The following is a 13,521-nucleotide window of genomic DNA, read 5'->3' on the forward strand; positions in this document are numbered from 1 at the left end:
TTCCGGGTCTGGGTATCGCGGTCGGTGTCTCGGGCCGGCGGCGTACCTGCCGCGGCCGGTCCGATCACCCCTTGACTGCCCCGGAGGTCAGTCCGGCGACGATCCGCCGCTGGAAGAACAGGACGAAAATGATGATCGGGATGGTGATGACCACAGCGGCGGCGGCGATCGACCCAGTGGGTTGCTGGAACTGCGAGCTCCCGGTGAAGAACGCGATCGCGGCGGGCACCGTACGCGCGGACTCGGTGGAAGTCAGCGAGATCGCGAACAGGAAGTCGTTCCAGCAGAAGATGAACACGAGAATGGCTGTGGTGAACACGCCCGGCGCGGCCAACGGCACGATGACCAGCCGGAATGCCTGCGCGGGTGTTGCCCCGTCCACCTTGGCGGCCTTCTCCAGATCCCAGGGGATCTCCCGGAAGAACGCCGACAGGGTGTAGATCGCCAGCGGCAGCGAGAAGGTCATGTACGGGATGATCAGCCCGACCCAGGTGTCGAAGATCCCGATGATCCGCTCGATGTTGAACAGCGGTGACACCAGGGAGATCGGGGGGAACATGGCGATCAGCAGCGACATGCCGATGAGCACCCGTTTGCCGGGGAAGCGCAGCCTGGCCACCGCGTAGGCGGCCATGGTGCCCAGCGCCACCGCGATCACCGTGGCGATGAGGGCGATGCCGATGGAGTTGATCAGCGCCCGGGTGAACTCGGAGGTATCGAAGATGCCCCGGTAGTTTTCCCAGGTCCAGTCCCTCGGGATGTAGTCGCCGTCGGTGAGGGTGCTGGGATCCTTGAACGACAGCGCGGCGATCCACCACACCGGGAACAGGGCGTACAGCACCACCACGACGTTCACGACGGTCCATCGGGCGGCGTGCGTCTTGCCTACGGCGGCCATCAGCGCTTCACCTCCGCGCCGGGTGCGGCAGCGCCGAACAGCTTGACGAACGTGAAGGCGATGATCCCGACGCAGATGAAGATCAGGACCGAGATCGCCGACCCGATGCCCAGGTTCAGCGCGGTGAACAGGTTGTCGTACCCGAGGATCGACACGGAGCCGGTTCCCTGGGCTCCGGCGGTCAGGACGTAGATGTTGTCGAAGATGCGGAACGCGTCCAGGGTGCGAAAGAGCAGTGCCACCAGGATGGCCGGCTTCATCAGCGGCAGCATGACCTTGGTGAAGCGCTGCCACGGGCTGGCGCCGTCCACCATGGCCGCCCTCAAAGTCTCCTCGGGGACCAGCGCGAGGCCGGCGAGCAGCAGCAAAGCCATGAACGGGGTCGTCTTCCACACCTCCGCGAGGACGATCAGCCACAGTGCGGGCCACTGCTCGGTCAGCGGGGCGTCACCCGCGGGCAGCAGTTCGGCGAGGTAGCCGAGGTCCGGGGTCCAGGCGTACTGCCACGAGAAGGCGGCGACCACGGTGACGATGCCGTACGGGATGAGGACCGATGTGCGGACGACGCCGCGCGCGAAGATCGTACGGTGCATGACCAGGGCGAGGCACATGCCGAGGATGAGTTCGATGGCCACGGACACGGCGGTGATGAACAGCGTCACCCAGAACGCGTCCCACCAGAACGGGGAGGTCAACACGGCCCCGTAGTTGCTCAGGCCCACGAACTTCGCCTGCCCCGGAAAGCGCAGGTCGTACCGCTGGAGGGACAGGTAGAGGGCGTAGCCGATGGGATACGCGGTCACGGCGAGCATCACGACGACGGCGGGTGCGCACAGCAGCCAGCCGAGCCGCCGCTCCTGCCGGGCGCCACACCGAGAGCGCCGCCTTGTCCTGCCGTGTCTGTTCTGCCTCGGGGGGTACCGGCGCCCCGGCCGGCTCGGCTTGCATGCTCACGGGATCACACCCTCCGATCGCAGGGCATCGTCGATCTGATCCCTGATGGTCTCGATCGAGCTCACCGGCTTGATCCCCGACGGCGGGGACAGCGTGTGGGAGACCGCGATCGAGATGTTCTGGTAGGCCGGAGTCAGCGGCCGTACGCTCGCCGCTTGCAGGGAGGCCAGCACCTCCCGCGAGAACGGGTACGCCTTCATGAACGCCGACTCGTCGTACAGGCCGCGCAGCGTGGGCGGCAGTCCGCCCTCCAGCGCGGCGGTGAGCTGGTTCTCCCGGTTACGCAGGCACAACGCCGCCTCGAAGGCCAGGTCGGGGTGGCGCGAGTAGGCGCTCACCGCCAGATCGATGCCGCCGATGGTGGGCCGTGCCGGGCGGTTCGCGTCGACCCGAGGGTACGGCGCCCAGCGGAAGTTCTTGAACAAGGCGGGGTTGTTCGCCTTCATCGACGGATAGACGAACGGGTAGTTGAGCTCGAACGCCGCTGCCCCCGACTCCATGGCGAGGCGGTTCTGGTCCTCCATCTGGTTGGAGAGGGAGGGGTCCGCGGCCGGGGACTTCGCCAGATCACGCATGATCTCGGCGGCCCGCACCGCGGGAGGGCCGAGGGACGGCTCGGTCGCGCTCGCGTCGAGGATGGAGCCGCCCGCACTGTTGATCAGCGTGTTGAACCAGACGGTCAGGCCCTCGTACTGGGCGCCCTGGATCTCCACGAAGTGCGGCTTGCCCTGGCGGGCGAGGACGCCGGCCATCTCCAGCATTTCGGCCCAGGTCCTCGGTGGGGTTGGCACCAGGTCCTTGCGGTACCACAGGAGCTGGGTGTTGGTGTTGTACGGGACGGCGTACAGCTTGCCTTTCCAGGTCGCGGTCTGCAGCGGTACGCGCAGGGTGCCCTCGACGGCCCGCCGTCTCGCCGTCCCCCTCCATTCCCGGATCCAGCGCGCCTCGGCGAACTCCGCCGCCCAGGTGACGTCCAGGCCCAGGATGTCGAGCGAGTCGTCCTCGGCGGCGAGTCTGCGGACAAGCTGCTGGCGCTGGCCGTCCGCCGCACGCGGGAGCTTGTTGTAGCTGATCCGGTAGCGGCCGCCCGACGCCTGGCTGCACCGGTCGGCCGCCTTCTGGAGCGCACCGGAGTCGTCGGGGAAGTTGTACCAGTTCAGGGTCGGCCTACCGGAGCCCTCGTCACTGCCACAAGCGACGAGCACCGACGCCAGCAACGGCAGTACGGCGAACGCCCGCAGCCATCGAGTCCCTCTGGGAGGTCCCACATGGCCCGAAAGGGGCTGGCAGCCACACCTAGCGTGCACGCGCTCCACACCTCGTTTCCGGACGATGGCACCGGAGACTCGACCTCGCGGCGTTTCTACCGGGGGACACTAGAGACCCCAAAAGGGAAGATCAAGCGCAAATGGCATCAAATACCCCAATGGTCGACTAGAGGTCTTCAATGGCTGGGGTTAAGGCGGGGAGACGATCGATGGCAGGGCCGGCGACACCGCCCTGGCGAACTGAACGCTCGGGCGGCCACACTGGGTCCATGGAATACGTCGGCCGGGTGCCCGCTCCGCCGCTCGACCGTTTCATCGACGACATCTACTGTCTGACCGGGGTGCCGCACCACCGCCTGATGAACGTCCCGCCGATGCCGTCGGCCCACCTGTTCCTACACCTGGACGGACCTGTCCGGCTGTGGGACTCCGACCCTTCGGTGCCGCCCGCTGTGTTCACCGACGGGTGGTTCATGGGCGTATGGACCAGGCGCTTCCTCTTCGAGTACCCCACACGGGTGCGGCTCGTCGGGGTGCACTTCAAACCCTGGGGGATGTCACCGTTCATCGACATGCCGGCGACCGAGCTGCGTGACCGGTGGGCGCCGGTGAATACCGTCTGGCCACGCTCTGTGGAACGGATCCGAAACCGGGTCGGCGACGCATCGTCGGCCGCCGAGACATTGCGGGTACTGGAGGAGGAGCTGAGGTCGCGACTCGCCGAGACCCCGGCGCGCGGCCTCGGCCTGGTCCAGCACACAGGCGGGCGCCTGGAGACCTCGCACGGCACGATCCCGGTCGGTGCGCTGGCCGATGCCGCCCGGGTCAGTGGCAATCATCTGGCCAACCTGTTCAAGGCTCATGTCGGCGTCACTCCCAAGCGGATGGGGCGGATCTACCGCTTTGCGCGGCTGATCGTGTCCGTGGACGCCCTGCGCCCGGTCGACTGGTCGACGCTCGCCCAGACGGCGGGCTACTTCGACCATGCCCACTTCAGCAGGGAGTTCAAGGACTTCACCGGCCACACCCCGACGGAGTACCTGACCCTGCTGCGTCGATTTCCCACCGAGCGGCGAGGCCCGCAGGACAGCGGCCCGATGCCCGCCGATTGATTTCTTACATGCCCGGATCCCATCGGCGCGAAAGGATTGCCGCGAACCCGCAAGAAGACTCCGAGGAGGGCCCGTGGGCACGGTGATCATGCACAGCGTGGTGTCGGTGGACGGCTTCATCGCCGACGACAAGGGCGAGGTCGGGTCCCTTCACGAGTGGTACTTCAGCGGGGACGTCCCGATCATCACAGGCGGGGACAAGCAGTACGACCATTCCGGAGCCGGAAGTGGCATCAAGGTCTCGCGGGCGTCGGCAGACTACGTCCGGTCGATGTGGGAGTCGATCGGCACGATCGTGATGGGCCGCAACCTCTTCGACCAGGTGAACGGCTGGGAGGGCAAACCACCCGCGGGCGATCACGTGGTCGTGGTGTCCCACCGGCCCAAGCCCGAGGGATGGCACCCCGAGGCGTCCTACCATTTCGTCGAAGGCGCGACGGCCGCGATCGGCAAGGCCAAGGAACTCGCCGGGGACCGGATCGTCGCCTTGAACGCCGGCGACGCGGGCGCCCAAATCCTCGCGGCCGGTCTCGTGGACGAGGTAGCGATGGACGTGGTCCCGGTGGTGTTCGGATCGGGCCGACGCTACTTCGGCGGCATCGACGGGCAGCACCTGCTGGAGGATCCGCACGTGGTCCTCCAGGGCGACAGGGTGCTGCACCTGAGGTTCAAGGTACGCCGCTAGAGATCATTGACGGACTGAGGTCACGGCGGTCGGAGGTCGAGCCCGGTCTTGGCGACGAGCCCCTCGATGAGGCGGTGGCAGTACTGAATCCTCCACGACCAGGGTCTCTTCCGTGGCGGCGCCGAAGCGTTTCAGCCCGGCCAGGTACGGCTCCGGGTGCGGCTTCGCGAGTTCGTAGTCCTCGCGAACAATGAGGCTGCGCATATTGTATTGGCTGGTCAGCAGGGGTGGTGGGGAACCATCGGCGACGGCCCCCTTTGACGCCTCGGCGGCCTTCTCCAGGGACGACACGACCTCCTCCTCGACTCGCATACCCGCGGCGTCGTGATGAGTCCTGGCGACCGTGGAGTCCACGCTGACCAGGGACAAGTTCGTCTGACCCCACTGGGCCGCATCGGCGATCATCCCGTCCGTCAGCGCCAGGAGGACGCCTGCGTCACGCCGCCGGACGAAGCAGTCGTAGACGGTCTGCCAGACCCCGAACTCCGGCGGCATGCCCCGCCATTGGGCACCCGAGCGGAACTTCCAGATCACGCCCTCGAACTGCTCCCGCAGCTGCTCCGGCTACGGGCCGGACGTGTCTATCGGCAGGAACGGCTCGAATAACTCCCACCCATCGTCTGTGAGTTCCCTGCGAGCCATCCCCGACCTCTGCCAGCTGCCCTGTGTCACTCTACAAGCTCAGGTCAGGAGCAGGCCGACGCCGATCAGCAGGGCGGTACAGGCCAGGGCCGCGACGACCAGGACGGTGCACTTGCTTGCACCGCGGCGGTGGAGCGCGAGGGCCAGCGGGCCGATCGGAGGAGTCTCGTTGTCCATGTCTGTCTCCCTGATGATCTGGGTGATCTTGGCTTGGGCGAATTCGGCTGTTCAGGGGGCGTCTTGTCGCAAGGCATCCCGCAGTCGCAGTAGTTCGCGTCGACGGCGCCGCGCCCGTACCAGGGCGAGCACCGCGGCGGCGATGAAGACGGCCCCGCCCGCGGCGGTGGCCACCAGGTCGGCGGTGCTGCCGCGGACTGCAGCCAGCGCCACCCCGGCCAGGGCGGTCACCACGGTCGCCGCCAGTGTGATCCGGGCGGACAGCACCCGGTCCCGGGCGAACAGCGGCCGACGCCTGCTCAGCACCCAGCCGGCGAAGACGGCCCAGGCCAGCCCGATGGCGATCAGTCCGGCGAAGGCGGCCTGAGTACGCGTCGGCAGAGCATTCGACTCGGTGGCCCACAGCACCGCGATCATGGCCGCGCCGCATCCCCCGGCCAGGCCCACTGCCACGTGGCGCAGCCGGGACCGCAGTGACACCTCCGTGGCCAGCATGCGCTCCAGTTGCTCGGGCACGGCCCGCTGCGCTGCGCGGTTCTGCTCGCTCATGCTTCGTATCCCTTCTCGGCAAGGTGGTTGCGCAGCATGCGCCGGGCGCGGTGCAGCCTGCTCTTGACCGTGCCGGCCGGTACGCCGAGCACCTCCGCGCAGGAAGCCAGTGGCAGGTCCTCCAGGTGGAAGAGGATCAGCACCTCGCGCTCCATGGGCGGCAGAGCAGCAAGACCCGCCTCGATCTGCATCGTGGTGAGTACGCCGCTGAGCTCGTCGTCGGCGACGACCGTCGTGGCTTCCTCCATGGCCGTCTCCGGAGCCTTGTACGTCTGCCGCAGATGGTCAGTGACCGTGCGCCGGGCGATGGTGAACAGCCAGGGGGCGAACCGCTCCGGCTGCCGCAGCCGGGGCAGACCGCGCACCACAGCGACCCACGCCTCCTGAGCAAGATCGTCCGCTAGGTGCGGAGAGCCGACCATGCCCCGGACATAGCGCCACAGCGAGGGGTGCCACATGCCCACCAGTTCGCGGAACGCCTCCCGCTCCCCAAGCTGGCAGCGCACCACCAGCAACCCGTCGTTGCCCACCACACCTCCCTGCTCTGCACCGTCCGTCAGACAGACAGTCGGCATTCCGAGCGGAAAGGTTCACGGAATCCTGAGAATCGAGTCGAAGCGCCGGTCGGAAGAGGGATCTCCGCTCACCCAGTGGCTCGACGAACGCCGCAAGGCCCGTATCTCGCCGGGGCAGTGCCCAGCCGAGTTTGCCCTCGGCCCCTGAGACGTCCTGTTCCTGCACGACGCCCACGTCGCCACCCCGCAGGAGCGCGAGGCCCTCATTCACGACGCGGCACGCAACGGCGCTCTGGTCCGCCTCACCGGCACCCCTGCCCCGACCGCCGCAGGTCCGACGGGGGCCTTCCGAAAGCTGGCCAAGGCGTTCAGCCAGATCAACAAGTCCGCGAAGCTCATCGAGGACCGGCCCCCGGCGTTCGCGCACATTCCGCACGACCGTCCGAGGTTCGGGATTGTGGTGACCATGGAGCCGTACCACCTGGTCAACTTCCCCGACTTCCGCGTCCTCCTGCCGGACACGGCGGTGCCCACGGCGATCGCCTCGGCCGACGAACTGGAGGATGTCGTCGTCGCGGCGGACCCCGGTCTGCAGGAGGGAATCGTGTCCTGGCTCGGGCAGCCGCCGCCGGGCGGATGGTCCCTGCGGGATCTCGCCAGCGGACGGGTGGTCATCAACCCGGTCCTGAAGCAGGGGTGGGCGGCGTACCCGTAGGGCACCGAGCACGCGTCTGCCGCCTAGAGCCCTCGACAGCAACACCCACCCGCGACCTCTCACGTCATGACAGTGCCCGACCGGCCCCAACACCCCACTGACCAGCGCCGACACAGCACACCACCAGACCAGCACCACCGACTCTCACCATTACCGACCCCACGCCGAGAGGTCGCACACGGGGGTACGGCGGTACCGGACGGGTCCTCCGTCCGATACCGCCGCACGTCGCCTACCGGGTCAGGAGTAGTTCATCCAGGTGTCGGAGAAGGCGCCGCTCGACAGGGCGCTCGGCTGGGCCAGGACGTCGCCGGACTTGCCACCCATGATGATCTCGTTCGAGCTGCTGGGCAGTGTGGTGCCGTTGGCCTTCGAGCCGCTGAAGCCGACGGTGCCGAAGTTGGACAGCTTCGCGATTCTGCCGTTGACGGACGTGGCCTCGGCGATCACCTCGGCAGAGCTGTCCTGGTAGCCGGAGCTGCCGGCGTGCGTGGTCGACTTCGTCCATCCCTGGGTACTGTCCGTCAGCGTCATGGTGAAGGTGCCGTTGGCGTTGTCGGTCACCGAGGCGGACATGTGGTCGCCCGGCAGGACGTTCACCGAGTACGCGGACTCGGCGGCCGGCAGCACCTCCCACCACGCGCCGTAGACGGCCTGGCCGTTGATGCAGTCGGCCTCGGTGCCGGTCTGCTCCAGGGCCGAGTTGCTGTAACCGTCGAGGCCCACCCAGTAGGAGGAGTAGGTGTTGGTTGACGTGCAAGTGACGCTGGGCTGCACCCACGTCGACGACACGGACTTGTAGGCGCCGGCCGATCCGACGGCGGCGTAGCCCGACCAGTTGCCGGAGGTGACGGTGGTGTTGGACGCCGTGCCCGCGGACTTCAGCCCGTGCAGGGCGTGCGACTCGTGTGCCGCGAGGGAGGAGCTGACCCGTCCGACCGACGGCGCGGCCTCGGCGCTGGTGACGGTCAGCGCGCCGACGGCCAGCGCGGCGGCGCCGACGGCCAGCAGGCGGGTGGTCGAACGGTGGCTGGTGAAAGCGTTTTCTTGCATGGCGATGAGCACTTTCTTTCCGGGGTTGGGGGGAGGAGGGTCGGTGGAGAAGAGTCATGCCGTGCGGATGACGCCGACCGGGTGCCGGGCCCGTGATCACCGGTCTGCGGACACAGCGTGACCCGTGTGCCAGACCGTCGGCAAGAGACCAAGGTTCTTTAGATTTGCGGGTTTTGAGCGACCGGAACGGCCCCCTTGGAGGCCAACCGCTGCCAGCACCGGCCTGTTGAGAGCTCTGCAGGGTCACCTTGGCCCTGCCTTGGTTGACCTGTGCTGATCACCCGGCTTTAACTGCGTGCGAAGCGTGCATGTCACGACAGCTGGTGGAAGGAAGGCAGGTTCCTCCATGCATCCCGGACCCCCGGCGGCTGCTCGCCCAGCAGGTCAGCGCCCCACCGTTCCTTCGCCGCAGATCGCGCCCCTGCTGCGGTCCGGGCCCTTCCACGAGGCACTGCGCGCGGCCATCAGCGCCAGCGGACTGAGCCTGGAGCGAATACAGGACCGGCTGCGCCGAATGGGCATGGAGATCAGCCTCGCCTCGCTCAGCTCCTGGCAGTCCGGCCGGTACCGCCCGGAACGCCCGCGTTCCCTGGAGGCGCTGCGCGCCCTGGAACTCCTGCTGGCCGTGCCGGACGGCGGCCTTCTCTCCCTGCTGGGACCGCCCCGTCCGCGCGGCCGTTGGCTTCCCGCCGGCCGGGGCCGACGGGCCCTGGAGGACGTCTGGCCACGCAACGCCAAGCATGCGCTGGGGGATGTCGAGACCCGCTGGGACGCCCACCTGACCAGAATCAGCACCCACAGCCGGATAGAGCTGGACGCGTTCAGCCGCGTCAGCCGCAAGTGGACCCGTCAGCTGCTGCGCGCGGACCGTGACGGACCTGACCGCAAGGTGACGCTCTACCAGGCAGACGGGCCCGGTGCGCCGCCGGAGATCCATGTCTCACCCCCGTGCCGTCCGGGCGCGGTGGTGACCCGCAGCGACAGCGGCCTGTTCGCTGCCGAGTTGCTCTTCGAACGTCCCCTCGCTCAGGGTGAGACGATCATCGTCGAGTACACGCTGGAGTTCCCCTCTCCCCGCCCGCACACCACGTTCGTCGAGGCCACGCTGCACGTGCCGATGCGCGAGTACGTACTCCAGGCGCGCTTCGACCCGGCCGCCCTGCCGACCTCATGCCACTCGTACCGGGTCAACGAGGAGAGCACGTTCCCCACCGAGCGGCTCCTGCGGCTGGACGCGGCCGGCTCGGTTCATGCGGTGGCCCTGGAGACCGGGCCGTGCCGCTTCGGCATCCGTTGGACCCACGACGAATCACCGCCGCTTCCGTCGCTGCCTCGCACACCGTGAGTCCACGGAGGTGCCGGAGCGGCTGCCGTCGTTCTTCGCCGAGGAGCCCCGGTGAGATGTGGCGATGAGCGTGACCTCGCGGTGCAGGCCCCACAGTTGTGCCGCGCCGCCAACTCACCCAGCCCGCCGCCGAGCGGCAGCCCGGAGGCTGCCGCGCCGAGTTGAGGTACCGCAACGGCGTCTACTCCTGGGCGGCTTCGGGCTGTGCCGCCGCCCAGGAGACATCCTCGAATATCTGGAGGACCCGGCGCTCGGTACACCGGCCCTGGCCGAGGGCGCCGCCAGGACGAACGTTCCCCTCGCCACCAACATGTGCATGACGACCTTCGCCGAGATCAAGGAGGCGTTCACCCGATGCCGTCCAGGTGGTGCTCTGCGACCACCGCTACTGGGGCGGGCTGCGCAACACCCAGCAACTCGCCGCCATCTGCCGCACCTTCGGCGTCGGGCTGTCCATGCACTCCAACACCCACCTGGGAATCTCGCCGGCCGCCATGACCCACGTCGCGTCCACCGTCCCGGGCCTGCACCACGCCTGCGACTCCCATTGCCCCTGGCAGTCCGAGGACATACTCACAGAGCGGCTGACCTTCGAGGACCGGTCCGCGAAGGTCTCGGACGCGCCCGGGCCTGGGTGTCGAACTCGACCGCGAGGAACTCGCCTTCCTCCACCGGCGCTTGCTGGACGACGACGGTTCGCTGCGCGAGCAGGACGACGCGGCGGCGATGCGGGTCGCCGAGCCGGGATGGGAGACGCCCGCCGTGCCGCGCTGGTAACACCAGGAGGAAGTTACGGCCCCGACGGCCGCCGAGTGCGGCATCCGTCGGGCCCACAGTCGTGACGAAGAACGTCCAGGTGGGGCGGAAAGCCCCCTCGGCCGTCTGTCCGGTTACAGGCCCCAGCCCCAACGCAGTTGTGCCACGCCCGAGGAGTTGTTCACCGCCAGCCCGCTGCCGCTCTGCCGGGTGATCGAATAGCTGTCGTCCGAGCGCAGGCCGGGCCAGTAGACGACGCCCATCTGACGGGACCTCGTCAGGTCCGTGGTGGCGGCGAAGTACGCGGTGAAGGTGTTGCCGTCCTGGTTCCCGCCGTAGTAGTTCAGCCCGGTCGTCATCGGGGCACCGGCCTCGTCGATGATGGTGCGGGACGAGTACGAGCCGAGACGGTTGCTCAGGTTGGTGGTCCACGCCGAGCGGGTCGTGTCCGAGGCCCAGTATCCGTAGAAGTGCAGCGACAGCAGTGTGCCGTTCAGGGCGCTGGCCGCTCCGACACCCGTGACGTTGTCGTTGTAACCGGTGCCGCTGATGAGGACCCGCCCGCGGGGGGTGCTCGAATGCCGGGACAGCCACGACGAGCAGAGCGACACCCAGTCGTTCAGGCTGTAACCGAATGGCTCGTTCATCGGTTCGAAGTAGACGTTGCCGTTGCTGCCGTAGTCGCTGATGACCTTGTCCCACATGGTGTTCCATGCGTTCATGTCATCGACTTTGCCGTCCTTGTTCGCTTCCCAGTAGCCGAAGATGACCTTCATGCCGTGGGACAGGGCCGAGTCGGCGGCGCCCTTGTACCGCCCCCACCAGTCCGAGTTGACGCTCTGCGGGTTGATCGGCAGCCGCACGGTGTTCGCGCCGAGCTGCTGCTGGAAGCCACTGATGATGCCGTCGGCCTTGGAGCGGACGCTGTCGTAGCTGTCCCCGGCCGTGAGGCCGGTCGGTATCACCCAGCCGTCCACGTAATTGTCGCGGCTGTCCGCCCAGTTGACTCCGCGGAAGGAGTTGGTGGCGGCGGATGCGCCATGGGAGACCGTCAGCAGTGGCGCGAGGAGTGCTGCGATCAGGAAGGCGCGCAGACGGGCGCGAGAGCGGAGGCGATTCACACGAACTCCATTGTTCGATTGCTCGATGTTTACGTAAACATCCGTCCTGACGTGGGGCTACCGAGTCGAAGACGGGGAGGTTCCTGAATGCTGATCCTCCATCGATTCAGTGTCAAGCGCCTGTCAGGAGCCGTGCCCCGTGTGACAGCGGCGGGTTGGGGCGGGCGACCAATGGGGGCTCGCCGAGGTGGACCCCGAACGCCTTGCCGGGGACGCCGAACACCCGACCTGGCCGACCAATAAGCCGGTGTTCATCGGCGGCCAGGTCCCGCAAGAAGTTCGCTGGGTGCGAGGTCTCCACAGTTGGAAGTGTGCCCGGTGTGCGACGGCCCCCGGGACTCGTGCGTGGAGGCTGGCTGAGTGTCGCTGGCGTTGGTGCCGAAAACGGTGAGCGCAGTGACCAACTCGTAAGGTGAGGAGGGGACGCTTCACAGATTCTCACCCGAGCCTGTTCGCGGCGACTCTGTACTCGGCGGCTTGGTAGTGCGAGACGCGCACGAGGACCGTGCCGTGGACGTAGTCGTACTCGGCGAGGGCCGACATCGACTTGGTGACGGTGTGGATGTAGTCGGCGCGGGCCTTCGCGTCCGACGGGTCGGCGAACACTTCGATCGCTCCCCCGCGTTCGAGGGCGCCCTTGTCGGTGCCGCTCACGTCGGCGGCTTTGATGCGGGTGTCGGTGAAAGTGACCTTCGAGGTGTACTGGTTCGGCCGACCGAGAAGGTGATTCGGGTCATTGGCGGCTGTCACAGTGCCCGAGAGCTTGGCCTGCGGCACCTCAGAGGCAACACGAGAAAGGGCGCTGCCCGCGCTGACCGGCTTGCTCGCTGCAGCGTCGGTCTTTCTCCCGGCGGTGGAGTCAGATGCGCTGTTGCTGCACGCGACGGCCCCGCCAAGGAGGAGGACGGCGGAGATCACGGTAAGGGCATTTCTCATGGCGCCGATGATGGAGGTCTGAGCGGTCGAATGCCGTTGAAGTGGCCGTGCTGTGACGGTGCGTTCGGTCGTGTACGAGCCGCCCGGATCCCGATGCTGAGGCCGGGGCCTGGACGACTCATCTGCCGACACCTTTGTGCTCCACCCTGAACCGTGCTGCCATTGCTCCCACAGCAACTCAACACCCCAGGGGCCGACTTGGACGTCAAAGGCATACAGGGATCGATCAACTTCGACGGCGACTGGGTCACCATCACGAAAAGGCAGGCTGGGGCAGCGGCCACAACCACACGGTTCCGGGCAGCCGACGTGACAGGAACCCGCTTCAAGTCCGCGACTACGTTCTTCAACGGATACCTGCAGTTCAACGTGCCGGGGTCACTAGTCGACCAGGAGGGACGCAACAGGCGTCCGACCGCCGCTGACCGCCACAGGCTGTCGTTCTGGAAGTCCGCCAACGCCGAAGCGAGCCAGCTGCTCGCTGCCGTCGAGCAGGCGCGCGGCTAAAATCTCTCCCAGACGGATCGGTGGGCGCTTCGATCGGGGCGTTCCAGCACCCTTCGCGTCTTCCTCACCACGCTCAACGTCTTCGCCACCAGCCGGTTCGCAATCTAGGAACCGGCCGTGACCACCCGAACCGACGACGCCGGCGTACAGAGGTTCACCGGGAATCTCCATACCCCTGCAGGCGATACAGGCGTGACGCGCACCGTACGAACCACGCCCGGTTGCTTCGGGTCTGGCTGCTGGCCTGTCCGGTACGCGCAGTATCGGACAGGAAGCGAGCAGACCTCG

At 67.5% G+C, this 13,521-nt stretch carries 14 protein-coding genes and 3 pseudogenes; 6 read left to right on the forward strand and 11 right to left on the reverse strand.

Features of this window, described 5'->3' with window-relative positions; translation table 11 throughout:
* Nucleotides 1-64 precede the first annotated feature (64 nt).
* The 3 genes and pseudogenes from M2157_RS00940 to M2157_RS00950 form a co-directional block, all read right to left on the reverse strand.
* Nucleotides 65-898 (reverse strand): carbohydrate ABC transporter permease, encoded by an 834-nt coding sequence (locus tag M2157_RS00940; protein WP_280864062.1) that lies wholly within the window; start codon nt 896-898, stop codon nt 65-67.
* Nucleotides 898-1,852 (reverse strand): annotated as a pseudogene (locus M2157_RS00945) (sugar ABC transporter permease). The gene M2157_RS00940 and the pseudogene M2157_RS00945 overlap by 1 nt, the downstream one beginning before the upstream one ends.
* Nucleotides 1,849-3,120, reverse strand: coding sequence for an ABC transporter substrate-binding protein (locus M2157_RS00950; protein ID WP_280864064.1), 1,272 nt, complete (start codon nt 3,118-3,120; stop codon nt 1,849-1,851). The pseudogene M2157_RS00945 and the gene M2157_RS00950 overlap by 4 nt, the downstream one beginning before the upstream one ends.
* Nucleotides 3,121-3,389: 269 nt before the next feature.
* Here M2157_RS00950 and M2157_RS00955 point away from each other — a divergent pair, with 269 nt between their 5' ends.
* The gene (locus M2157_RS00955; protein WP_280864065.1) at nt 3,390-4,232 is read left to right on the forward strand and encodes a helix-turn-helix transcriptional regulator; all 843 of its coding nucleotides are present in this window, start codon (nt 3,390-3,392) and stop codon (nt 4,230-4,232) included.
* Nucleotides 4,233-4,305: 73 nt separating this feature from the next.
* The gene (locus tag M2157_RS00960) at nt 4,306-4,917 is read left to right on the forward strand and encodes a dihydrofolate reductase family protein (protein WP_280864066.1); all 612 of its coding nucleotides are present in this window, start codon (nt 4,306-4,308) and stop codon (nt 4,915-4,917) included.
* 3 nt (nt 4,918-4,920) lie between these two features.
* Here the strand turns inward: M2157_RS00960 and M2157_RS00965 are convergent, their stop codons facing one another.
* The 5 genes and pseudogenes from M2157_RS00965 to M2157_RS00985 form a co-directional block, all read right to left on the reverse strand.
* Nucleotides 4,921-5,121 carry an HAD family hydrolase gene (locus M2157_RS00965; RefSeq protein WP_280868147.1) on the reverse strand — a complete coding sequence of 67 codons (201 nt, stop codon included), beginning with the start codon at nt 5,119-5,121 and terminating at the stop codon, nt 4,921-4,923.
* A gap of 60 nt (nt 5,122-5,181) precedes the next feature.
* Nucleotides 5,182-5,559: pseudogene (locus tag M2157_RS00970) on the reverse strand (transposase); the annotation flags it as partial.
* A 39-nt stretch (nt 5,560-5,598) separates the two neighbouring features.
* Nucleotides 5,599-5,736 (reverse strand): hypothetical protein, encoded by a 138-nt coding sequence (locus M2157_RS00975; protein ID WP_280864067.1) that lies wholly within the window; start codon nt 5,734-5,736, stop codon nt 5,599-5,601.
* Between the two features lie 51 nt (nt 5,737-5,787).
* Nucleotides 5,788-6,285: a transmembrane transport protein gene (locus M2157_RS00980; RefSeq protein WP_280864068.1), complete on the reverse strand. Its 498-nt coding sequence runs from the start codon at nt 6,283-6,285 to the stop codon at nt 5,788-5,790.
* The gene (locus M2157_RS00985) at nt 6,282-6,815 is read right to left on the reverse strand and encodes an RNA polymerase sigma factor (protein WP_280864069.1); all 534 of its coding nucleotides are present in this window, start codon (nt 6,813-6,815) and stop codon (nt 6,282-6,284) included. The genes M2157_RS00980 and M2157_RS00985 overlap by 4 nt, the downstream gene beginning before the upstream one ends.
* 451 nt (nt 6,816-7,266) lie before the next feature.
* On the opposite strand from M2157_RS00985, the gene M2157_RS00990 reads away from it, so the two are divergent.
* Nucleotides 7,267-7,515, forward strand: coding sequence for a hypothetical protein (locus M2157_RS00990; protein ID WP_280859892.1), 249 nt, complete (start codon nt 7,267-7,269; stop codon nt 7,513-7,515).
* A gap of 240 nt (nt 7,516-7,755) precedes the next feature.
* On the opposite strand, the gene M2157_RS00995 is transcribed toward M2157_RS00990, so the two are convergent.
* On the reverse strand, nt 7,756-8,568 hold the full coding sequence (locus tag M2157_RS00995; RefSeq protein WP_280859893.1) for a G1 family glutamic endopeptidase: 813 nt from the start codon (nt 8,566-8,568) through the stop codon (nt 7,756-7,758).
* 346 nt (nt 8,569-8,914) lie between these two features.
* Between M2157_RS00995 and M2157_RS01000 the strand changes: the two genes are divergently transcribed.
* Together M2157_RS01000 and M2157_RS01005 are read left to right on the forward strand one after the other, a co-directional pair.
* The gene (locus tag M2157_RS01000; protein ID WP_280859894.1) at nt 8,915-9,913 is read left to right on the forward strand and encodes a hypothetical protein; all 999 of its coding nucleotides are present in this window, start codon (nt 8,915-8,917) and stop codon (nt 9,911-9,913) included.
* Nucleotides 9,914-10,130: 217 nt separating this feature from the next.
* A pseudogene (locus M2157_RS01005) lies at nt 10,131-10,690 on the forward strand (enolase C-terminal domain-like protein); the annotation flags it as partial.
* Between the two features lie 113 nt (nt 10,691-10,803).
* Here M2157_RS01005 and M2157_RS01010 read toward each other — a convergent pair.
* Entirely contained in the window at nt 10,804-11,790 is a 987-nt protein-coding gene (locus M2157_RS01010; RefSeq protein ID WP_280859895.1) for a cellulase family glycosylhydrolase, read from the reverse strand.
* A gap of 438 nt (nt 11,791-12,228) precedes the next feature.
* Complete coding sequence (locus M2157_RS01015; protein WP_280864070.1) at nt 12,229-12,726, reverse strand: hypothetical protein; 498 nt, start codon at nt 12,724-12,726, stop codon at nt 12,229-12,231.
* Nucleotides 12,727-12,924: 198 nt separating this feature from the next.
* Between M2157_RS01015 and M2157_RS01020 the strand changes: the two genes are divergently transcribed.
* The gene (locus tag M2157_RS01020; protein ID WP_280864071.1) at nt 12,925-13,233 is read left to right on the forward strand and encodes a DUF4429 domain-containing protein; all 309 of its coding nucleotides are present in this window, start codon (nt 12,925-12,927) and stop codon (nt 13,231-13,233) included.
* Nucleotides 13,234-13,521 lie beyond the last annotated feature (288 nt).

Origin of the sequence: Streptomyces sp. SAI-127, from assembly GCF_029894425.1 — a bacterium.
Lineage (GTDB): Bacteria > Actinomycetota > Actinomycetes > Streptomycetales > Streptomycetaceae > Streptomyces.